The sequence below is a fragment of the Rhodoferax sp. genome, assembly GCF_028715765.1.
Taxonomy (GTDB): Bacteria; Pseudomonadota; Gammaproteobacteria; order Burkholderiales; family Burkholderiaceae_C; genus Rhodoferax.
Genome location: NZ_JAQURE010000021.1, coordinates 1 through 18811, shown reverse-complemented (window position 1 = coordinate 18811; position 18811 = coordinate 1). Strand labels below are relative to the sequence as shown.

At 55.2% G+C, this 18811-nt stretch carries 21 protein-coding genes; 7 read left to right on the top strand and 14 right to left on the bottom strand.

What is annotated here, in order from left to right:
* The first annotated feature begins 549 nt into the window (after positions 1 to 549).
* The 5 genes from PHT20_RS08985 (at position 550) to PHT20_RS08965 (ending at position 4232) form a co-directional block, all read left to right on the top strand.
* Positions 550 to 2055 (top strand): protein adenylyltransferase SelO, encoded by a 1506-nt coding sequence (locus PHT20_RS08985; protein WP_301020282.1) that lies wholly within the window; start codon positions 550 to 552, stop codon positions 2053 to 2055.
* 24 nt (positions 2056 to 2079) lie between these two features.
* On the top strand, positions 2080 to 2487 hold the full coding sequence (msrB, locus tag PHT20_RS08980) for a peptide-methionine (R)-S-oxide reductase MsrB (RefSeq protein WP_301020256.1): 408 nt from the start codon (positions 2080 to 2082) through the stop codon (positions 2485 to 2487).
* Positions 2484 to 3032: a septation protein A gene (locus tag PHT20_RS08975; protein ID WP_301020255.1), complete on the top strand. Its 549-nt coding sequence runs from the start codon at positions 2484 to 2486 to the stop codon at positions 3030 to 3032. Before msrB ends, PHT20_RS08975 begins: the two co-directional genes overlap by 4 nt.
* A gap of 72 nt (positions 3033 to 3104) precedes the next feature.
* Positions 3105 to 3386: a BolA family protein gene (locus PHT20_RS08970; protein ID WP_301020254.1), complete on the top strand. Its 282-nt coding sequence runs from the start codon at positions 3105 to 3107 to the stop codon at positions 3384 to 3386.
* Between the two features lie 60 nt (positions 3387 to 3446).
* Positions 3447 to 4232 (top strand): peptidylprolyl isomerase, encoded by a 786-nt coding sequence (locus PHT20_RS08965; RefSeq protein ID WP_300081993.1) that lies wholly within the window; start codon positions 3447 to 3449, stop codon positions 4230 to 4232.
* A 60-nt stretch (positions 4233 to 4292) separates the two neighbouring features.
* Here PHT20_RS08965 and PHT20_RS08960 read toward each other — a convergent pair whose 3' ends face one another.
* From PHT20_RS08960 to PHT20_RS08945, 4 genes are read right to left on the bottom strand one after another with little or no spacing between them, the layout of a single operon-like run.
* Positions 4293 to 6281 carry an acyltransferase family protein gene (locus PHT20_RS08960; RefSeq protein ID WP_301020253.1) on the bottom strand — a complete coding sequence of 663 codons (1989 nt, stop codon included), beginning with the start codon at positions 6279 to 6281 and terminating at the stop codon, positions 4293 to 4295.
* A 45-nt stretch (positions 6282 to 6326) separates the two neighbouring features.
* Positions 6327 to 6677, bottom strand: coding sequence for a hypothetical protein (locus tag PHT20_RS08955; protein WP_301020252.1), 351 nt, complete (start codon positions 6675 to 6677; stop codon positions 6327 to 6329).
* 28 nt (positions 6678 to 6705) lie between these two features.
* The gene (rlmB, locus tag PHT20_RS08950; protein WP_301020251.1) at positions 6706 to 7494 is read right to left on the bottom strand and encodes a 23S rRNA (guanosine(2251)-2'-O)-methyltransferase RlmB; all 789 of its coding nucleotides are present in this window, start codon (positions 7492 to 7494) and stop codon (positions 6706 to 6708) included.
* A gap of 51 nt (positions 7495 to 7545) precedes the next feature.
* Positions 7546 to 8214: an ABC transporter ATP-binding protein gene (locus PHT20_RS08945; protein WP_301020250.1), complete on the bottom strand. Its 669-nt coding sequence runs from the start codon at positions 8212 to 8214 to the stop codon at positions 7546 to 7548.
* Between PHT20_RS08945 and PHT20_RS08940 the strand changes: the two genes are divergently transcribed.
* Both PHT20_RS08940 and mnmH read left to right on the top strand, forming a co-directional pair.
* Positions 8213 to 8890: an arylesterase gene (locus PHT20_RS08940; RefSeq protein ID WP_301020249.1), complete on the top strand. Its 678-nt coding sequence runs from the start codon at positions 8213 to 8215 to the stop codon at positions 8888 to 8890. The two genes, PHT20_RS08945 and PHT20_RS08940, sit on opposite strands and share 2 nt — an antisense overlap.
* Positions 8887 to 9957 carry a tRNA 2-selenouridine(34) synthase MnmH gene (gene mnmH / locus PHT20_RS08935; protein WP_301020248.1) on the top strand — a complete coding sequence of 357 codons (1071 nt, stop codon included), beginning with the start codon at positions 8887 to 8889 and terminating at the stop codon, positions 9955 to 9957. Before PHT20_RS08940 ends, mnmH begins: the two co-directional genes overlap by 4 nt.
* A gap of 3 nt (positions 9958 to 9960) precedes the next feature.
* Here the strand turns inward: mnmH and PHT20_RS08930 are convergent, their stop codons facing one another.
* From PHT20_RS08930 to hfq, 10 genes are all read right to left on the bottom strand, one after another.
* A complete protein-coding gene (locus PHT20_RS08930; RefSeq protein ID WP_301020247.1) occupies positions 9961 to 10128 on the bottom strand; it encodes a hypothetical protein in 168 nt (55 codons plus the stop codon).
* Positions 10129 to 10201: 73 nt separating this feature from the next.
* Positions 10202 to 11407: a PLP-dependent transferase gene (locus PHT20_RS08925; protein WP_301020246.1), complete on the bottom strand. Its 1206-nt coding sequence runs from the start codon at positions 11405 to 11407 to the stop codon at positions 10202 to 10204.
* Positions 11408 to 11425: 18 nt separating this feature from the next.
* Positions 11426 to 11950, bottom strand: a complete 525-nt coding sequence (locus tag PHT20_RS08920) for a phosphoribosyltransferase family protein (RefSeq protein ID WP_300087063.1) — start codon at positions 11948 to 11950, stop codon at positions 11426 to 11428.
* A gap of 71 nt (positions 11951 to 12021) precedes the next feature.
* Positions 12022 to 13398: an adenylosuccinate synthase gene (locus PHT20_RS08915; RefSeq protein WP_301020245.1), complete on the bottom strand. Its 1377-nt coding sequence runs from the start codon at positions 13396 to 13398 to the stop codon at positions 12022 to 12024.
* A 24-nt stretch (positions 13399 to 13422) separates the two neighbouring features.
* Positions 13423 to 14571, bottom strand: coding sequence for an ATP phosphoribosyltransferase regulatory subunit (locus PHT20_RS08910; protein WP_300087069.1), 1149 nt, complete (start codon positions 14569 to 14571; stop codon positions 13423 to 13425).
* A gap of 56 nt (positions 14572 to 14627) precedes the next feature.
* Complete coding sequence (locus tag PHT20_RS08905; protein WP_301020244.1) at positions 14628 to 14816, bottom strand: DUF2065 domain-containing protein; 189 nt, start codon at positions 14814 to 14816, stop codon at positions 14628 to 14630.
* 7 nt (positions 14817 to 14823) lie between these two features.
* The gene (gene hflC, locus PHT20_RS08900) at positions 14824 to 15723 is read right to left on the bottom strand and encodes a protease modulator HflC (RefSeq protein WP_301020243.1); all 900 of its coding nucleotides are present in this window, start codon (positions 15721 to 15723) and stop codon (positions 14824 to 14826) included.
* 9 nt (positions 15724 to 15732) lie between these two features.
* Complete coding sequence (gene hflK / locus PHT20_RS08895; RefSeq protein ID WP_301020242.1) at positions 15733 to 17121, bottom strand: FtsH protease activity modulator HflK; 1389 nt, start codon at positions 17119 to 17121, stop codon at positions 15733 to 15735.
* A gap of 39 nt (positions 17122 to 17160) precedes the next feature.
* Positions 17161 to 18324, bottom strand: a complete 1164-nt coding sequence (hflX, locus tag PHT20_RS08890) for a GTPase HflX (protein WP_301020241.1) — start codon at positions 18322 to 18324, stop codon at positions 17161 to 17163.
* Positions 18317 to 18568 (bottom strand): RNA chaperone Hfq, encoded by a 252-nt coding sequence (gene hfq, locus PHT20_RS08885; RefSeq protein ID WP_300087081.1) that lies wholly within the window; start codon positions 18566 to 18568, stop codon positions 18317 to 18319. Before hfq ends, hflX begins: the two co-directional genes overlap by 8 nt.
* Positions 18569 to 18811: the final 243 nt, after the last annotated feature.

Below are 18811 nucleotides of genomic sequence, written 5' to 3'. Positions count from 1 at the left end.
TGGCTCTGGCTTGGCTGCTTTGGTGGCTCTGGCACGGCGCGGCGGCTGGGTCAGGTGCATGCGGTTTTGGGGGTGAATCACGCGCGGGGCTAATGGCCTTGGTACGCCAGCACCACTTTCGCGCGCCTTCACCCCCAAAGCCCGGTCACCTGACCCAACCACCACGCCTTATCTGTGTGGAGGTTGTACTGGCAGTCACAACAAAAATAGTAGCTGTTCATGCTTGATTTACATGGGCTACAGGCTGTTTTCTTATAAATTTTCGAATCCAAACCACGCAAGGTGGGGTGATTGGGTCAGGGGACCGGGCTTTGGGGTGAAATGCGCGCGAAAGCGGAGCTGGCGTACCATGGCCGTCAGCCCCGCGCGTGCTTTCACCCCAAAACCGCACGCCCCTGACCCAGTCGCCCTGCCGGGTTAAACCCTCAAACCCTCAAACCCTCAACATCTCAACATCAGCAACATCCGGAACCCGTGCCCATGCCCCTGCATACCGCAGGTTTGACGCGGCGCAGACACAATTCAGCCATGACTTCTCCACGCACATCCATGCAGTGTGTCCAAACCGGTTTGAGTTGGAACAACCGGTTTCAGCAACTTGGCACAGATTTTTATACCCCACTGGCACCTGAACCCATCTCCCAGCCTTACTGGGTGGCTAGCAGCCTGCCGGTGGCTGAACTCCTGGGCTTGAACCCGGCTCTTTTACACAGCCACGAGTTGCTGCAAGGTTTGGCGGGCAACTGGCCGATCAGCGGCACGCAACCCTTGGCCAGCGTTTACAGCGGCCACCAGTTTGGCAATTGGGCCGGTCAGCTGGGCGACGGGCGCGCCATTTTGTTGGGTGAAGTCAATGGCCTCGAATTACAGCTCAAGGGCTCGGGGCTCACGCCTTACTCCCGCATGGGCGATGGCCGAGCCGTGTTGCGCAGCAGCATTCGGGAGTTTTTGTGCAGTGAAGCCATGCATGGCCTTGGCATTCCCACCACGCGGGCGTTGTGCGTGGTCGGCTCAGACGATGAGGTGTGGCGTGAAACGCTTGAAACTACCGCCGTGGTCACCCGCGTGGCACCCAGCTTTATCCGCTTTGGTCATTTTGAACATTTCTCGGCACGCCGCCAAAACGACCAGCTCAAAACGCTGGCCGACTATTGCCTGGAGCGCTATGCCCCAGAGTGCCTGGCCACCACCGCCGATGCGCCCAATGTGTATGTGAATTTGCTGCACTGGGCCAGCCAACGCACAGCGCTGACGCTGGCACATTGGCAATCGGTAGGCTTTTGCCATGGCGTCATGAACACCGACAACATGAGCTTGCTGGGGCTGACCATGGACTATGGCCCCTTTCAGTTTTTGGATGGCTACGACCCCGACCACATTTGCAACCATACCGACCGCAGTGGGCGCTACGCCTTTCAAGCCCAGCCCAGCGTTGCGCACTGGAACCTGTATGCACTGGCACAGGCGTTGATGCCGTTGATGAAAGACCAAACCCTGGCGATGGCAGCGCTGAACCAGTTTGAGCCCAGCTTCAAAAGCCACTGGCACCGCTTGATGTGCGCCAAACTGGGGCTGACACCGGCATGGGCGGCCACAGGCGCAGAGGTCGCAGAGGTATTACCCGGCACACCAGACCCCGCGCAAGCTGCACTCATCAGCGAGCTGCTGTCTTTGCTGGGTGCCACGCGAGTGGACTACACCCTGTTTTGGCGGCGCTTGAGCGTTGCTGTGGCCACACAACACTTTGAACCTGTGCGTGACATGTTTCTGGATCGACCTGGTTTTGACCGCTGGTTGCTTCATTATTCAGAGCTATCATTGCATATAAATAAAGCGCTACAGGCCGATTTGATGCTTAAAACAAACCCCAAGTATGTGCTGCGCAACTACATGGCAGAAGAAGCCATCCGCGCCGCCAAAGCCAAAGATTTCTCGGTGCTGGCGCATCTGCTGCAGGTGTTGCAACACCCGTTTGACGAGCACCCCAGTGCACAAGCCTGGGCGGGCTTCCCGCCAGACTGGGCTGCCAACATTGCCATCAGTTGCAGTTCTTGATGTTGTATTGAACCGGAGACCACCATGCCCTACCCCATTACCCACACCGACGCCGAGTGGCAAGCCCTGCTGGCTGACAAAGCCGCTGAACCTGGTGCGTTTCAAGTCACCCGCCGCGCCGCCACCGAGCGCCCGTTCACCGGCAAATATGCAGCCCATTGGGCCGATGGCAGCTACCACTGCATGTGCTGCGGCCAGAAGCTGTTTGACGCCCGCACCAAATTCGACGCAGGCTGCGGCTGGCCCAGTTTTTCATTGGCAGTGCCAGGTGCCATCACCGAAATCACGGATCACAGCCACGGCATGCGCCGCGTCGAGACCGTGTGCAGCCAATGCGGCGCGCACCTGGGTCATGTGTTTGAAGACGGCCCCACCGACACCGGGTTGCGCTACTGCATGAACTCGGCCTCGTTAAACTTCACCCCCTCATGAAAATACTGATCGACTTCTTTCCCATTCTGCTGTTTTTTGGTGCCTACAAGGTCTATGACATTTACATTGGCACTGGCGTGCTGATGGCGGCCACTGTGCTGCAAATGGCGCTGATTTACGGCATAGACCGCAAGCTGCAAATGATGCACAAGGTGACGCTGGCACTGGTGCTGGTGTTTGGCACGCTCACCCTGGTGTTGCATGACGACCGTTTCATCAAATGGAAGCCCACCGTGCTCTACGCTGCCATGGCCATTGCGCTGGCGGTAGCGGTTTGGGTCTACAAGAAAAATTTTCTGAAAATGCTGCTGGGCAGCCAGCTGACCCTGCCAGAGCCGGTGTGGATGCGGCTGAATGTGTGGTGGGTGATGTACACCGCGTTCATGGCGCTGATCAACGCCTATGTAGCTGCCTACTACAGCACCGAGGCCTGGGTGAACTTCAAGCTATGGGGCTATGCCTTTCCACTGGTGTTCATTGTCGGGCAGGGTTTTTACATTTCAAAATACCTGGTCGCAGACGAATCAAAAACACCCAGCCCTTGAAACCGTCTTGCCACAACGCTGCAACGCTCGATTCATGCCCGCCCCCTTCATTCACACACCTCGCTCCTTCACATGACGCATCCAGCTCCAACCGCCGCCCTGTTGCAACAACGCTTGCAACAGGTGCTACAACCCAGTCAGCTTGAAGTGGTAGACGAGAGCGCGCAACACCACGGCCACGCGGGTGCCAACGGCACGGGGTTCGGCACCCATTTCAGGGTGCGCCTCACGGCTAGGGCTTTCGCCGGCAAGTCACTCGTGGCGCGGCATCGGCTTGTGTATGATGCGCTCCAAGATTTCATGGCTCAAGGTCTGCACGCGCTGGCCATTGAAGCCCAAACGCCCACGGTTTAACCGCTTTGGGCAGAAACCCCACCCCACTCTTTTTATCTTTTTGAACTGCAGGAAATTTGCATGAAACACAAACTTGTCTCAAGTATTGCTTTTGTCGCCCTGATGGGCAGCCTGTCTGCCGTGGCAGATGCGCAAAACGTGGCCATCGTCAATGGCAAAGCCGTGCCGATGGCGCGGGTAGAGGCGCTGAGCCAGCAAGTGGCGCGCTCTGGCCGCCAAGTCACCCCCGAGATGCAACAGCAAATCAAAGACGAGGTGATTGCCCGCGAAGTGTTCATTCAAGAAGCTCAAAAAATGGGGCTCGACACCTCTGAAGACTTCAAAACCCAAATGGAATTGGCGCGCCAAACCATTTTGATTCGTGAACTCTTCACCAATTACCAAAAAACCCACGCTGTGACAGACGCAGAGATCAAGGCTGAATACGACAAATTTGCCGCCGCCAACAGTGGCAAGGAATACCGTGCCCGCCACATTCTGGTTGAAAAAGAAGCCGAAGCCAAAGCCATCATTGCGCAGCTGAAAAAAGGTGGCAAATTTGATGAAATTGCCAAAAAATCCAGCAAAGACCCAGGCTCTGGCGCCAAGGGCGGCGACCTGGATTGGGCACCGGCTGGCAACTACGTGGCTGAATTTGCCACTGCCTTGACCGCCCTGACCAAAGGCCAGCTGACTGACACCCCAGTCAAATCACAATTTGGCTATCACGTGATCCGCCTTGACGATGTGCGCGACGCCCAACTACCCAAGCTGGAAGATGTCAAGCCCCAAGTGTCACAACAACTGCAACAACAAAAATTGGCGCAATACCAAAACGAGCTTCGCAGCAAAGCCAAGGTTGAGTAAGTTGCTTTAACCTGCAGCTCAACCCCTTACCCCACTTTCCAACGCGGCTTTTGAGCCGCGTTATTTTTGGTGGGTTATCAACGGTATGTTGCAGGCAGATGTTGCTTGCAACGGCTGCTGCAACTGCGCCAAAGCCGTGCGCAGCGCTGGCGTGTAACGCAATGAAGCGGTGTGCGACAGGTGCGAGGCATCTCTGAAATTGGCCTCGCCGTTTTCTGCCAAACGGCACACCTGCGCGTCGCACAAGGCTTGCATCGGGTCAAACAGCACCACTTGCCCGCGGCACAGGGGCTCGGCCAATTCAGCTTGCAAGGTCTGGCGCATGGCCAGTGCATGCTGCTGTGTAGCCAGCGGCACAGTCACCTCTTCAATGGCATGACCGGCTTTGAGCTGCTGCAAAGACCAGCTTTGTGGCACATCCCGACCCGGTTCAGGCAACGGCCCCAACAACAGCACCCGCTTGCCCTGCCCAACCCAGTACCGCACCAAAGTCACGCTTTGCCCCAGGCTGGCATCTGAACCCCACACGCGCCCGATCACCAGGGTCTGGAGGGAGGGTGTTTGCGCCAGCAGCGCGTTGACCTCGCGGTTAAACGCCTCGCAGTGCGGCGCAATGCTGTCCGGCAAATGGCTGGGTTGGTCAGCCAACAAGGCACGGCAAGCACCTTGGGTGGCAATCAGCCCGCCCTGCCCCAGGCTGGCTGCAGCATCCGTCAGAGCGGTCAGGTATTGGTTGGCATGGGAGTCGCCCCACAGCAACAAACTGGGCGCTTGCACTGTGCCTGTGCCAAAAAAACAAAAGGGCTCGGGCACCCGTTTAACGCCTTCAGGCAAACGAAAACACTCATCGCGCGGGGTATTGAGAAACACCGCCGCTGAGGCCTTTTGCACATAAGCTGGCAAACGCTGTGGCACGCCCTGGTTTTTGACCACAAACGCCCCCCACAACAACACCAGCAGCCACGCCACGGCCACCCCAATGAGCAACCGGCGCACCTGCCACCAGCCTTGGCGCCGGCGAACCGGCTGCTCGACCCAGCGCCAGCTCAGCACCGCCAGCAGCAACGACAGCGCAGCCAGCGCCAGCAATTGCACCGGCGCCAATTCGCCGGAGTCAGTGAGCAGGTATTGACGCGCAAACACCAGCACCGGCCAGTGCCACAAATACCATGAGTAAGACACGTCCCCCAAACGCTGCAGCGGCCAGGTGCGCCACAGCCGAGCAGTCAGCGGCGCGTCTGCCGCAGCCATCAAGGCCACCGCAGCCGCTACAGGCAGCAGCGTCCACAGACCCGGCCATGTCATGTGCGCCGACAGACCCATGAAACTGCCCAGCACCAGCAGCAGCCCCAAGGCTGACACACTGTTTTGCAGCTTGTGCGAACGCCAGGCCGGCGCCCAGACACCCAACAAGCAGCCCGACAAAAATTCCCAAGCACGGGTCCACAAGCTGTAGAAAGCATCCGCTGGATGGGCGATTCCCTGCCACACGGCCCAGCCCAATGAGACCAACCACAGCAGCCCCAACACGGGTGCCAGCCAGCCACGTGCCCAGCGCCAGATCACAGCCACCAGCAACGGCAACAGCACGTAAAACTGCCCCTCGACCGACAGCGACCAGGTGTGCAACAGGGGTTTGGCATGCGCTGCCACATCAAAATACCCCTGCTCGCCAGTGAACGCCAGATTGGATAAAAAGAACAACGCAGCCATCACGTGCCGCGTGCTTTTCAGGTAGTCATAGGGCAGCACAAACCACCAGCCCCACAGCAGGCAGGCCAGGCTCATCACCGCCAGCGCCGGGAAAATGCGCCGCAGTCGCGCTTGGAAAAAGGCAGCGAAAGAAAACTGGCCGCGCGCATGCGCTGACAAGATATGGGAGCCGATCAAAAACCCAGAGATGACAAAAAAAACATCCACACCGGCAAAACCACCGCCCGCGTATGGCACGCCGTAGTGGTAGGCCACCACAGCCAATACCGCCAAGGCGCGCAATGCGTTGATGTCTGGCCGAAAGTCAGCCGATACCGCAGCAGCCTTCAAACGCATGTGTTGGGCATCCACGCCCCTGTTAACCGCTCAACCCACGGCATGTCAGTGTGGGTTTTCAAAAAACAGGTAGTTGGAGGCGTAGTCGCTGATCTCGAAATAAACCTTTTTCTCGCCTGGGTCGGCGATGAAATTCAGGTTTTCATCGAGCACGCCATAGCCGTAGCGGTAGGGTCGTGGCAGGTTGTCCTGGGTGCCCATGGCGGTGGAGAGCTTGTCAATTTTCACGAACCGACGCACCACTTTGTCACCTGCATAAAACTCCAGCACGCCGTTGGTGCCAGTCCAGTTCTGGATGTCGCGGCTGATTTTGTTTTGCTGCTCCTGGGTACAACTTGTCAATAAAAATAGGGCTGTAACACCCGTTAATATTGCGCCAATAGCTCTTAATTTCATAGTAATTAACCTTTCGTTTCAGCCGACATCAGGCCACAGTGGGCGGTACTGCCAGGCGTTGGCGCAGCGCTTCATACAAGCACACGCCGCTGGCCACCGACACATTCAGGCTCTCCACCGCGCCGCGCATGGGAATGCTGACAAGCTGGTCACAGGTTTTGGCGGTCAAGGCGCGCATGCCATCGCCCTCTGCACCCAGCACCAGCGCCACCGGGCCTTTCAGGTCGGCTTGGTACAACGTTTGCGTGGCTTGGTCACTGGTGCCAATGACCCAAATGTTGCGCTCTTTAAGCTCGTTCAAGGTGCGCGCCAGGTTGGTCACCATGAAATACGGCACGGTCTCGGCCGCGCCACTGGCCACTTTGGCCACCGTGGCATTGATGCCCGCAGCATGGTCTTTGGGGGCAATCACGGCGTGGGCACCGGCGCCATCGGCCACGCGCAAGCAGGCACCCAGGTTGTGCGGGTCTGTGACACCGTCCAGCACCAAAATCAATGGCTGCACGCGCTCAGCCACAGGCAGGTCTTGGTTGGCCGCTTCCAGCTGCTCCAGCAATTCATCCAACGAATGCACCTGCGCAATGGCGTTGACCCTGGCAACCACCCCTTGGTGGCCATGGCTGCCGCACAGACGCGCCAAACGCACACCATCGGCCTCTTGCAAGCGCACACCGACTTCGGCCACGCGCTCGACAAATTGGCGCATGCGGGCATCACGGCGGCTGGGGTCAACAAAAATTTCAAGCATGGACTGGGGCGCGGTTTTCAGGCGCACGCCCACGGCGTGAAAGCCGAACAGAGTTTTAGGGGTAGACATGCCTCAATTATCGGGGTAGGTGGACACGCTTTTTTGGAGATGAAGCGCCGGCTAAACGATGCAACCAGCCTCGATGGTGATGGCGCGCTGGCAGCGGGCGGCAATGGCTTTGTCGTGCGTCACCAGCACCAGGGTGGTGCCGAGTTCGCGGTTCAAATCAAACATCAGTGCCATCACGGTCTCACCCGTGGCAAAGTCCAGGCTACCGGTGGGCTCATCGGCCAGCAGCAATGCCGGTTGCACCACAAAAGCACGCGCCAACGCCACCCGCTGCTGCTCGCCACCTGAGAGCACTTTGGGGTAATGCCCCAGGCGTTGCGCCAAGCCCACCCGCGCCAGCATGTCTTTGGCAGTTTGGCGGGCATCCCGACGGCCGGCCAGTTCCAGCGGCAACATCACGTTTTCAAGTGCCGTGAGGTTGCCCAGCAGTTGAAAGCTTTGGAACACAAAACCCACTTTTTCAGCCCGCAGTGCCGCACGCTGATCTTCTGTCAGGGCAAAAAGGTCTTGCCCGGCCAAACGTACCGTGCCTTGTGTGGGCGTGTCCAAGCCCGCCAAAATAGACAACAGGGTGCTTTTACCCGACCCAGACGCACCGACAATGGCCACGGTTTCCTTAGGCGCCAAAGAAAAATCAATATCACGCAAAATAGCCAGCGTGCCAGTGGAGTCGGTGACGCTCTTAAACACATGCTCTACCGAAATGATGCAATCTGACATGACTTCCTTCTATCCGTTTATTTCTTTTCAACGCCGCCACTTTATCTTGGCTGGCGTTGCGCCCTGGCTTGTAGGGTTGCAAAGCAGCTCGCAAGCCGCGCCGCTGCCGCAAAAGCGCCCCCACCGAATTTTGGTTGTGGGCGACTCGCTGAGTGCTGAGTATGGTCTGAAACGCGGCACCGGTTGGGTGGCTTTGCTTGAGAAAAAGTTGCTTGCTGAAAAGATGTCTGTCCAAGTCATCAACGCCAGCATCAGCGGCGACACCACCTCGGGCGGCCGCTCCAGAATGCCGGCTTTGCTGGCACAGCATCAGCCGACACTGGTGGTGATTGAACTGGGTGGCAACGACGCCTTGCGTGGGCTTCCCCTTGCGCTGACCCATGACAACCTGAAGACCCTGACGCAAATGGCGCAGCAAGCGCATGCGCGGGTGCTGTTGCTGGGGATGCAAATCCCACCTAACTATGGGCGCAGTTATGCAGCAGCCTTTTCAGACGCCTACGCCAAAATTGCCCAAACCCAGCGCGTGGCGCTGGTACCGTTTTTCCCACCACGCATCACTGAAGAACCTGACAGTTTGAAGTGGTTTCAGGCTGACCGAATTCACCTCAAGGAAGCAGCGCACCCGCTGGTTTTGACCCATGTGTGGCCAGCCATTCAAAAAGGATTGCAATGAGCTTGACACCCCTGCCTGCCAGCGAAGTGATCGCCCGTTGGGCCGATTTTGATACCGTGATCGATGCCCGCAGCGAAGCCGAATTCGCCCTGGATCACCTGCCCGACGCCGTCAACTGGCCAACCTTGAACAACGCGCAGCGCATTGAGATTGGCACGCTGTACAAGCAAGTCAACCCATTTGAAGCGCGCAAGCGGGGCGCCTTCATGGCCGCACGCAACATAGCCGCACACATTGAGCGCGAGCTGCTGGACAAGGCCAGAGACTGGAAGCCATTAGCCTATTGCTGGCGTGGCGGTCAACGCAGCGGTTCATTGGCGTTGGTGCTGAGTCAAATCGGATTTCGCGTGACGCTGGTGGAAGGTGGCTACAAGGCTTTTCGCGCCGCGCTGGTGCAAGACACGGCACGCTTGGTTACGGCACTGTGTTTCAAGGTGATTTGTGGCCCCACGGGCAGCGGCAAAACACGCTTGCTGCAGACGATGGCGGCAGCTGGCGCGCAAGTGCTTGATCTGGAAGACCTGGCGCAGCACCGAAGCTCTGTCCTGGGCGCCATTCCAGGCCAGATGCAGCCCAGCCAAAAGCGGTTCGAAACCTTGATTTGGGACAAATTGCGCCACTTCAACGCCAACCAACCCATCTTTGTGGAAAGTGAAAGCAAAAAAGTGGGCAATCTGAGTGTGCCCTCTTGCCTGATCGAAGCCATGCGACTCAGCGACTGTGTTGACCTTCAGCTCTCTGATGAAGAGCGGGTGGCGTTGCTCCTAGAAGACTACAGCCACTTGGTGCGTGATGTGACCTATTTTTGTGACCGTCTGTCGGTGTTGGTCCCGCTCAAAGGCCACAAGGTGGTGGAGGCATGGCAGCAACAGGCACATGCAGGTGAGTTTGCACCCGTGGTGATGGATTTGCTCAAACAGCACTACGACCCGGCCTATCTTCAGTCCATGCAACGCAACTTCACAGGCATCGCACAGGCGCAAAAAATACAGTTACCAGACCGCAGCAGCGAGAGCTTGCAGGCTGCTGCACATCAACTTTTTAAAAAATGTGACGGCCCACAATAGGGATCATTCAGCCGTTGGGCTGGAGACTTCATGGGTGTCATCAGCAGAATGCCCGTCAGAGGCACCCTCACCTACTTTACGCTGGGCTTTTTCTTTGAGTTTCTCTTCTTTTTTCTTCTTTTTCGCCAATTCTTTTTGACGTTTTTCGTAGCCGTAATTAGGTGTTGCCAAGGTGTGCTTTCAAGTTAATGCTTTAATTTTACCCGGCTGGGCAACTGAAGCAGAAACAGCAGAGGCCAGCCGATCAAATCAATGCGTTCAACGCATTTGACACATCAGCTTGCAAATCTGCCGCAGCTTCCAACCCCACAGAAAAGCGCACCAAAATGCCCTGTTGCAGATGCGTTGGCCAACTTTGGCGCATGCTGGCCAGCTCGTAGGGCATGACCAAGCTGACTGGGCCGCCCCAGCTGTAACCAATTTTGAACAAGGTCAAGTGGTTACAAAACGCGTCCACCTGGGCTTGGCTGAATTCAGGCTTAAACACCACGCTGAGCAAACCCGCTGCCCCCCCATTGGCATGACCACACAGGGCATGCCAATGGGCATGGCCGGGTGAATGTGGCAAGGCAGGATGCAACACTTGGGCAAACTCTGCGCGCTGCTCGCACCACAGCGCCAACTCGCGCGTGGTTACGTCATGCGCGTGGTAACGCAAGGCCATGCTGGGCAATGAGCGCAGCACCAACTCGGCATCGTTGGCGGCCACACCCAAACCAAGGCGCATATGACAGAGCTTGAGCTTCATGTGCAGTGGCTCATGCTGGGTGATGATGCTGCCCATCAACACATCGCCGCCGCCGCTTGGGTATTTGGTCAAAGCATGAACAGAGATGTCTACGGCCAGCGCCGGAGACACCTCAGGCGTCAGGTCAAACGGCTTGAACGCCAAGCCAGCCCCCCAGGTGTTGTCTAGCGCACAGCACACGCCAGCCGCTTTGCACAAACGAACCTGCGCCACCAAATCAGGGAACTCCAAGGTCACAGAGCCCGCTGCTTCAAGCCACACCAGTTTGGTACGAGGTGAAATTTTGGCAGCCAAATCGGCCGGATCCATGGGGTCGAAATACTGGTGGGTGATGCCCCAGTGAGTCAGCTCCCCCTCAGCCAGCGCTTTGGATGGGCCGTAAGCGTTGTCTGGCAAAAGCACCTCGTCACCAGCGTGAAGCAAGGCCAAAGACACCGTGGCAATTGCCGCCAGACCACTGGGAACCAACAAGCACTGTTGGCCTCCCTCCAAGGTACACAAGCGCGCTTCAAGGGTGTAAGTGGTGGGCGTGCCGTGCAAGCCATAGGTGTAGGCAGACTTGTCTTTCCAATCGAACTCGCGCATGGCGCACACATTGGGAAAGTACACGGTTGAAGCCTTGAACACGCCAGGCTGAGGCGCGACAAAACCAGCTGGTGGCTGGTAAGGATGGTGAATCAGGGTGGTGGTGAAATCAGCCATGGCGTGTCAGCAACAAACTCAGACGCTCCACTTGGAGATCAATTGCTCAGGGCGCAAACTGTCATAGCTCTCAAAAGGCTGATGTATCCAGGGATTGGTAGGCAAATGCTCCACACAGTAATCGGGTTCAAAGGTCGATACGGCCTTGGTCCAAATCACGGCACTGCGCAGCTCGGTGATGGGTTTGTAATTGTTTTTCAGCTGCTGCATGACGGCCGCTAAGGTGTGCCCTGAATCAGCCAGGTCATCTACCACCAACACCTTGCCAGCAATTTCACCCTTGGGGGTGGTGATGTAGTGAGCGATGTCGAGGTTACCTTGGACAGTACCCGCTTCAGACCGGTACGAGCTGGTAGACATGATGGCCAAAGGCTTGTCAAACACGCGCGAAAGAATGTCACCAGGGCGCATGCCGCCACGCGCGAGACACAAAATGGTGTCGAATGCCCAGCCCGATTGAAATATTTTGATGGCCAGTTTTTCAATCAAATTATGGTATTCGTCATAACTCACATACAAGTGTTTACCGTCTTCTGTCAACATCAGTCCGCTCCTAAATATAGAGTTACTCACGCTTGCTTATCAAGCGCTAGAGGTCAATTTTGCTTAAATATTTAGTCAGCCAAAAACGGGTGGCGCATCATGATGGTGTGGTCGCGATCCGGGCTGGTGGAGATCACATGAATGGGCACACCAGTGACTTGCTCAATGCGTTGCAAGTACAAGCGTGCCGCCGTTGGCAATTTCTCATATTGGGTCACGCCCACAGTGCTGTCGCTCCATCCCTCAAGGGTTTCATAGATGGGCTTGCAGCGGGCGATGTCATCGGCACCCATGGGCAAAATGTCTGTGATCTCGCCATCAAGCTCGTAGCCGGTGCAGAGCTTGAGTTCTTTCAAACCATCAAGCACATCCAGCTTGGTGATGCATAGGCCTGTCAGGCCATTGACTTGGGCACTGCGTTTGAGCAAAGCCGCATCAAACCAGCCGCAACGGCGGCTGCGACCTGTCGTGACACCTTTTTCAGCACCCACCGTACTCATGTGCCAGCCCGGTGTGCCAGCCACTTCCCACTCCAATTCGGTCGGGAAAGGCCCGCCACCGACACGGGTGCAGTAGGCTTTGGTGATGCCCAAAATGTAATGCAGCAGCCTAGGGCCGACACCCGCACCAGCAGCGGCATTGCCCGCCACACAATTGCTTGAAGTGACAAAAGGATAAGTGCCATGGTCGACATCCAACAGCGTGCCTTGCGCACCTTCAAATAGCAGGTTTTCACCATTGGCATGGGCGTCGTTGAGCTCACGCGAGACATCGGCCATCATGGGTTTGAGCAGCTCAGCATGGCGCATGGCCTCGTCATAAACCGCTTGAAACTGAACCTCACCGTTATGCATGTAAGGCGCTAACGTGGCACCAAAATCAAAGTTTTTGGAACCCAAAAAGGTGGTCAGTACGTGGTTGTGTAAATGAAGCAAATCGCGCAGTTTGTTGGCGAATCGCTCGGGGAATTTAAGGTCTTGAACGCGCAGCGCACGACGGGCAATTTTGTCTTCGTAAGCCGGGCCAATGCCACGGCCAGTTGTGCCAATTTTTTCACTGCCGCCTTGCTCACGCGCCGCCTCACGCGCCACATCCAATGCCGCATGAAAAGGCAAGATCAACGGACAGGCTTCGCTGATGCGCAAACGCGAACGCACATCCACACCCACTTTTTCCAAGCCAGCAATTTCTTCAAACAATTTGGAAGCAGACAGCACCACACCGTTGCCGATGTAGCACTTCACCCCAGGCCGCATGATGCCGCTGGGAATCAAATGCAACGCGGTTTTGATGCCATTGATGACCAGTGTGTGGCCAGCGTTGTGCCCACCTTGAAAACGCACCACACCTTGGGCGCTCTCGGTCAACCAATCGACCAACTTCCCTTTGCCTTCGTCTCCCCATTGGGTGCCCACAACGACCACATTCCGACCTTTGATTGCATTCATTTGTTGCTTCACTTATGTTTTGGTTTACACCGATTGAACGACCCATTGCCCGGCAACCTGCGTCAGCTCGCGATCGCACAAGAATTCATCAACCTCATTTTCATGCCCAGGCAAAACGCACACCACAATTTCTCCGCGTGAGCGCAAAGCAGCTACGGCTGCGTTCAGGTGCACATCATCCCGCCACGGCGCACGAATAGCAGCTTGCAGCGGTCGAGCCGAAACCACTCGAACCAAGGCCTTTAAATCGAGGCTCAGCCCTACGGCGGGACGATTGCGCCCAAAGACTGCACCCACTTGATCGTAGCGACCACCACGCACCAACGCATCACTGGAACCCGGTGCATAAATAGCAAATCTGGCACCTGTGTAGTAGGAGTAGCCGCGCACATCAGCCAAATCAAAAGTCACATTGACACCTCGCAAGTGATCTGCCAAAAACTTTAAATTTTGTAGCGCCTCATGCACTCCGGGTAGGGGCGGGATGGCATTTTTGGCTTCAGACAAAACAGATTCGTCACCATATAAGCCAACCAAGGCCAAGAGCCCCTCGCGCACTTGGGCAGGGAAATCTTGGGTCAACTGCCGCAATTCAGGACTGTCTTTGGCGGCCAAGGCGGCGTGAAGCTGAGACCTGCGCGATGCATTCAAAGACACCCCATTGAGCAGTGCTTTGACCAAACTGGCATCCGCTAAATCGATGTTGGGCTGACTCAAGCGAGCCACGCGCAAACAATCCAATGCCAATGACAACATTTCAATGTCGGCCTCTAGCCCTGCATGCCCGTAAATCTCGGCCCCAAACTGCAAGGGCTCGCGTGTGGCATGCGGTGCTGCAGGCAAGGTGTGTAAAACAGACCCGCAGTAACACAAGCGCGTCACACCGGAGCGGTTAAGCAAATGGGCATCAATGCGAGCCACTTGGGGCGTGCAGTCTGCACGCACCCCCATAGTGCGACCTGAGAGTTGATCAACCAATTTAAAGGTTTGAAGATCAAGCGCTTCACCAGAGCCCGACAACAATGACTCAAGATGCTCCAACAGTGGCGGCATCACCAGCTCAAAGCCGTAGCAACGCGCCATGTCAAGCAGATCTCGACGAAGTTCTTCGATGTGCCGTGCTTCAGACGGCAAAACATCGGCAATGTGATCCGGCAGGACCCAAGCAGACATGTGATTTTGGAGGGCTGTTAAAAAGGCGATTTTACCGGGCTAATAGGGTGATTCCGTCAGGCCACCCACCAAAACAGTGCGAGCCCACACAGCAAACTGACCAGACCGAAAAAACGAAGTTGGCCATCAGAGAGCTGCAATATTTGCACGAAGGTTTTGCGCCAGGTTGCTGGTGAGACAAAAGGCATGAAGCCTTCAATCACCAACACCAACGCCATGGCAGACCAGAAAACAGCACTGTCCACAACTGACTTACTTTTTGACCGGGGGCAAGGTCACACCCCCACGCATGGATTTGAAAAACTCAGAGCTTGAAGGATCAAGCACCATCACATCGCTCTTTTTATTGAACGAAGATTTGTAGGCATCCAAACTGCGATAAAACTGGGCAAATTGGGGATCCCGACCAAATGATTCAGCATACAGTTTGGAGGCCTCAGCATCGCCTTCACCCTTGATTTTTTGGGCGTCACGGTAGGCATTGGCCACCGTAATTTCACGCTGGCGGTCGGCATCGGCGCGGATCTTTTCACCTTCAGCGGCACCTGTTGAACGCAATTCATTGGCAACGCGTTTGCGCTCAGCTTCCATCCGACGGTAAACCGACTCGGTAATGGCATCCACATAATCGACGCGGGTGATGCGAACATCAATCACATCGACACCCCAAGGTTTGATACCACGCACCTGCGACAGCACCTCACCCTTGACGTCATCCATCAGTTGCTCACGCTTGGCTGAGAGAAGTTCTTTCACTGTGCGTTTGTTGATTTCTTCTTGAAACGCATTGCGAACCACGCGGTTGAGTTGGCTGGCACCAGCGGCCTCTGTGGTGCCTACATTGCGAATGTATTCGGTGGGCTCAGAAATACGCCAACGCACATACCAATCAATCACAACACGCTGTTTCTCAGCCGTCAGCACCGGTTCGTTGTCTGTGCTGTCAAGCGTCAAGAGGCGTTTGTCAATGTACGACACATTCTGAAAAGGCGGTGGCAGCTTGAAGTTCAAGCCAGGCTCTGTGATGACTTCCTTGATTTGACCCAGTGCAAAAACCACACCAAATTGACGTTGATCAACCACAAACAGCATTGAACTGGCAATGGCAAACAAAAAAAGCAGCGACGAAAAAATAAATCCCAACCGGTTCATTGTGGGCTCCTATCGGGTTTCACGAGTGCGGGCACGTGCAGCGTCACGCAACCGCGCTTCATTGGGAACAGCTGTGGCATTCGCTGCATCAGGTGTAGGTAAGGTCGTGGGCAGCGATTGCGCTGCCGTGTCAGCGGCCACTTGACCCGTCATTTGAATCAATTTGTCGAGCGGTAAATAAAGCAGGTTTGACCCTTGTTTTGAATCCACCATGACCTTGGTTACGCTGCTGTAAATCTGCTGCATGGCATCGATATACAACCGGTCGCGAGTGACTTGAGGTGCTTTTTGGTATTCGTTCAAGACAGATTTAAAGCGCTGTGCGTCACCTTGGGCTTGCGCCACCACTCGTGATTTGTACGCATCAGCTTCTTCTTTCAAACGCGATGCAGCACCCACTGCTCGCGGCACCACGTCATTGGCATAGGCTTGTGCTTCATTCTTGGCACGCTCGCGCTCCTGACCTGCTTTCAACACATCATCAAAGGCAGCTTGAACTTGCTCAGGTGGACGCACACCGCCTTGTTGCAAATTGATACCCACAACCTCAATGCCTACCTTGTAGCGATCCAGAATTTTTTGCATCAATTCACGAACCCTGGGAGCGATTTGGTCGCGCTCATCAGACAGGGCACTGTCCATCTTCATTTTCCCGACCACTTCACGCACCGCGGTTTCGGCTGCTTGAACCACAGCACCAGTGGGGTCTTTGCTTTCAAAAAGATAGGCGCGCGCATCATTTAATCGGTATTGCACAGCAAATTTGATCTCCACAATGTTTTCGTCTTCCGTGAGCATGGCTGATTCGCGTAAACCAGTGGCTTTGATGACGACATCTCGCCCCACATCAACTGAGCGAATCTGGGTCACAAAAATCAACTCATGCCGCTGAATAGGGTAAGGCAAGCGCCAATTAAAGCCCGCACCTACTGTGGAGTTGTACTTGCCAAATTGAGTGATCACAGCTTGTTGGCCTTCTTGGACAATGAAAAACCCAGTTCCAAGCCAAATCAACAAGGCGACAACGGCAACCAAACCTGCGCCGATACCTGCACTTTTCATGTCAGGTTGAAATCCACCACCGTTTCCGTTGCCACCGCCCGAAGGAAAGCCACGTCCTGGTTTTTTGACTTGGCCAAATAAGCCACCCAGTTTACGATTGAAATCGCGCCAAAGCTCATCTAAATCAGGGGGGCCTTGGGTTGGATTTTTAGGTGGCGTTCGCTCTTCAGGTTTGGGGTCTTCCGACGCACTTGGCTTATCGTCAGGCCTATTCGCTGAGGGTGTTTCGGTATTTTTATCGTCACTGCGACCCCAGCGTGGATCGTTCAGATTGAACATGCCCCGCAAACGCCGCGGCAACGCCAACAGACTAAAAGTTGAAATTTGATGTTTCATCGAATCAGATATTGAATTAACAAGATTAATTGTGCCGAATCACTTGTCAGCCTCATGGCTTGAAGGGAAATACGTGTTGGGTGAGTGCATAGGTTGCATCGATTGAACTTTTTCTACAAGCAACTGCCGTAGCGCAGGTACACCAATGGCATTTTGGGCACTGATGAAAACGCGAGGTGTTGGTGTGCCAGAAAGGTCGAAGGTGTCTGCCATGTTGACAGGTTGAGCCTGATCTGAAACCCTGTCGAGTTTGTTGAACACCAGCACTTGGGGAATATCTGCAGCACCAATCTCAGCCAATACACGCTGCACCTGCGCGATTTGTTCAAGGTGATCTGGGCTTGAATAATCAACCACATGCAACAACAGATCTGCATCCACGGCTTCTTGCAAAGTCGCCTGAAAGGCGTCAATCAAACCGTGTGGCAAATCACGGATGAAACCAACCGTGTCTGACAAAGAGACCGAACAACCCAGTTCACCCAAATAGAGTTGGCGGGTCGTTGTATCAAGCGTGGCAAACAGTTGATCAGCGGCATAGACTCTGGCTTTCACCAGCGCATTGAAAAGCGTTGATTTACCAGCATTTGTGTACCCCACCAGCGAAATGTTGAAAGCATCACGCCGATCGCGCTGACGACGCTGTGTTTGTCGCTGCCGCTTGACTTTGATCAGACGCTCTTTGATGCGCTTGATACTGTCGCCAATCATGCGGCGGTCAAGCTCAATTTGACTCTCACCTGGACCGCCTCGCATACCGATACCACCACTTTGACGCTCCAAATGTGACCATCGACGCACCAAGCGTGTACTCAAATACTGCAAACGAGCCAGTTCAACCTGCAATTTGCCTTCGTGACTGCGGGCGCGTTGACCAAAAATCTCCAGAATCAATAACGTTCTGTCATTGACCGGAAGTTCTAAGTGCCGTTCAAGATTGCGCTGCTGTGCCGGACTCAAACTTTGATCAAACAGAATTTCTTGCACACCCATTTGAGTGGCAAGCATCTTGATTTCATCGGCTTTGCCAGAGCCCACGAACAACGCTGCATCCGGTGCACGACGCTTGCAAGTAACCCGAGCAACTGGAGACAAACCAGCAGTTTGCGCGAGTAGCCCTAATTCTTCTAATTGGTTATCAAAATGAGGTAAACCGAAATCAACCCCAACTAACAAGGTAGGCGTTAAGGGGGTATCAACCAACGGATGCGGGGTGATCGCCTTCAGTGACAGAGAAATTCACTGCGCGACCTGGAACAATGGTTGAAATGGCGTGTTTGTAAACCATTTGCGTAACTGTGTTGCGCAACAACACAACATACTGGTCAAAAGACTCAATTTGGCCTTGAAGTTTGATCCCGTTCACCAGGTAAATTGACACTGGTACATGCTCCCGACGCAAAGTGTTCAGAAACGGATCTTGTAAAAGTTGGCCTTTGTTACTCACGATATTCTCCGTGTTCGGGAAATTTAAGAAGCGCTAACGATAACACAGCTCAACGACTGAAACTGCGCTTGCAAGCAAGATTTGCGGTTAAAACCAAGTGAAATACCCAGAGCAATGCTTGAGCTAATTTTTGCCAGCCTTAACGTGAAAGAACGGCGTATCCGGGCGAGTGTTACCCTGACCCCGCCCTGGTCAAAAGCAACGCGACAACAGTGATTCGGTCAGCGACTCAGACAGGAGTCG

Excerpts from the sequence above, each read along its gene's own strand:
- PHT20_RS08920 (WP_300087063.1), bottom strand. The coding sequence starts at position 11,950 with ATGTTGACAGAAGACGGTAAACACTTGTATGTGAGTTATGACGAATAC.
- PHT20_RS08910 (WP_300087069.1), bottom strand. The coding sequence starts at position 14,571 with ATGTCTGCTTGGGTCCTGCCGGATCACATTGCCGATGTTTTGCCGTCT.
- msrB (WP_301020256.1), top strand. The coding sequence starts at position 2,080 with ATGCCCTACCCCATTACCCACACCGACGCCGAGTGGCAAGCCCTGCTG.
- PHT20_RS08925 (WP_301020246.1), bottom strand. The coding sequence starts at position 11,407 with ATGGCTGATTTCACCACCACCCTGATTCACCATCCTTACCAGCCACCA.
- PHT20_RS08975 (WP_301020255.1), top strand. The coding sequence starts at position 2,484 with ATGAAAATACTGATCGACTTCTTTCCCATTCTGCTGTTTTTTGGTGCC.
- PHT20_RS08965 (WP_300081993.1), top strand. The coding sequence starts at position 3,447 with ATGAAACACAAACTTGTCTCAAGTATTGCTTTTGTCGCCCTGATGGGC.
- PHT20_RS08985 (WP_301020282.1), top strand. The coding sequence starts at position 550 with ATGCAGTGTGTCCAAACCGGTTTGAGTTGGAACAACCGGTTTCAGCAA.
- hflC (WP_301020243.1), bottom strand. The coding sequence starts at position 15,723 with ATGAACCGGTTGGGATTTATTTTTTCGTCGCTGCTTTTTTTGTTTGCC.
- PHT20_RS08915 (WP_301020245.1), bottom strand. The coding sequence starts at position 13,398 with ATGAATGCAATCAAAGGTCGGAATGTGGTCGTTGTGGGCACCCAATGG.
- PHT20_RS08970 (WP_301020254.1), top strand. The coding sequence starts at position 3,105 with ATGACGCATCCAGCTCCAACCGCCGCCCTGTTGCAACAACGCTTGCAA.
- PHT20_RS08955 (WP_301020252.1), bottom strand. The coding sequence starts at position 6,677 with ATGAAATTAAGAGCTATTGGCGCAATATTAACGGGTGTTACAGCCCTA.
- hflK (WP_301020242.1), bottom strand. The coding sequence starts at position 17,121 with ATGAAACATCAAATTTCAACTTTTAGTCTGTTGGCGTTGCCGCGGCGT.
- mnmH (WP_301020248.1), top strand. The coding sequence starts at position 8,887 with ATGAGCTTGACACCCCTGCCTGCCAGCGAAGTGATCGCCCGTTGGGCC.
- rlmB (WP_301020251.1), bottom strand. The coding sequence starts at position 7,494 with ATGTCTACCCCTAAAACTCTGTTCGGCTTTCACGCCGTGGGCGTGCGC.
- PHT20_RS08940 (WP_301020249.1), top strand. The coding sequence starts at position 8,213 with ATGACTTCCTTCTATCCGTTTATTTCTTTTCAACGCCGCCACTTTATC.
- PHT20_RS08945 (WP_301020250.1), bottom strand. The coding sequence starts at position 8,214 with ATGTCAGATTGCATCATTTCGGTAGAGCATGTGTTTAAGAGCGTCACC.
- PHT20_RS08960 (WP_301020253.1), bottom strand. The coding sequence starts at position 6,281 with ATGCGTTTGAAGGCTGCTGCGGTATCGGCTGACTTTCGGCCAGACATC.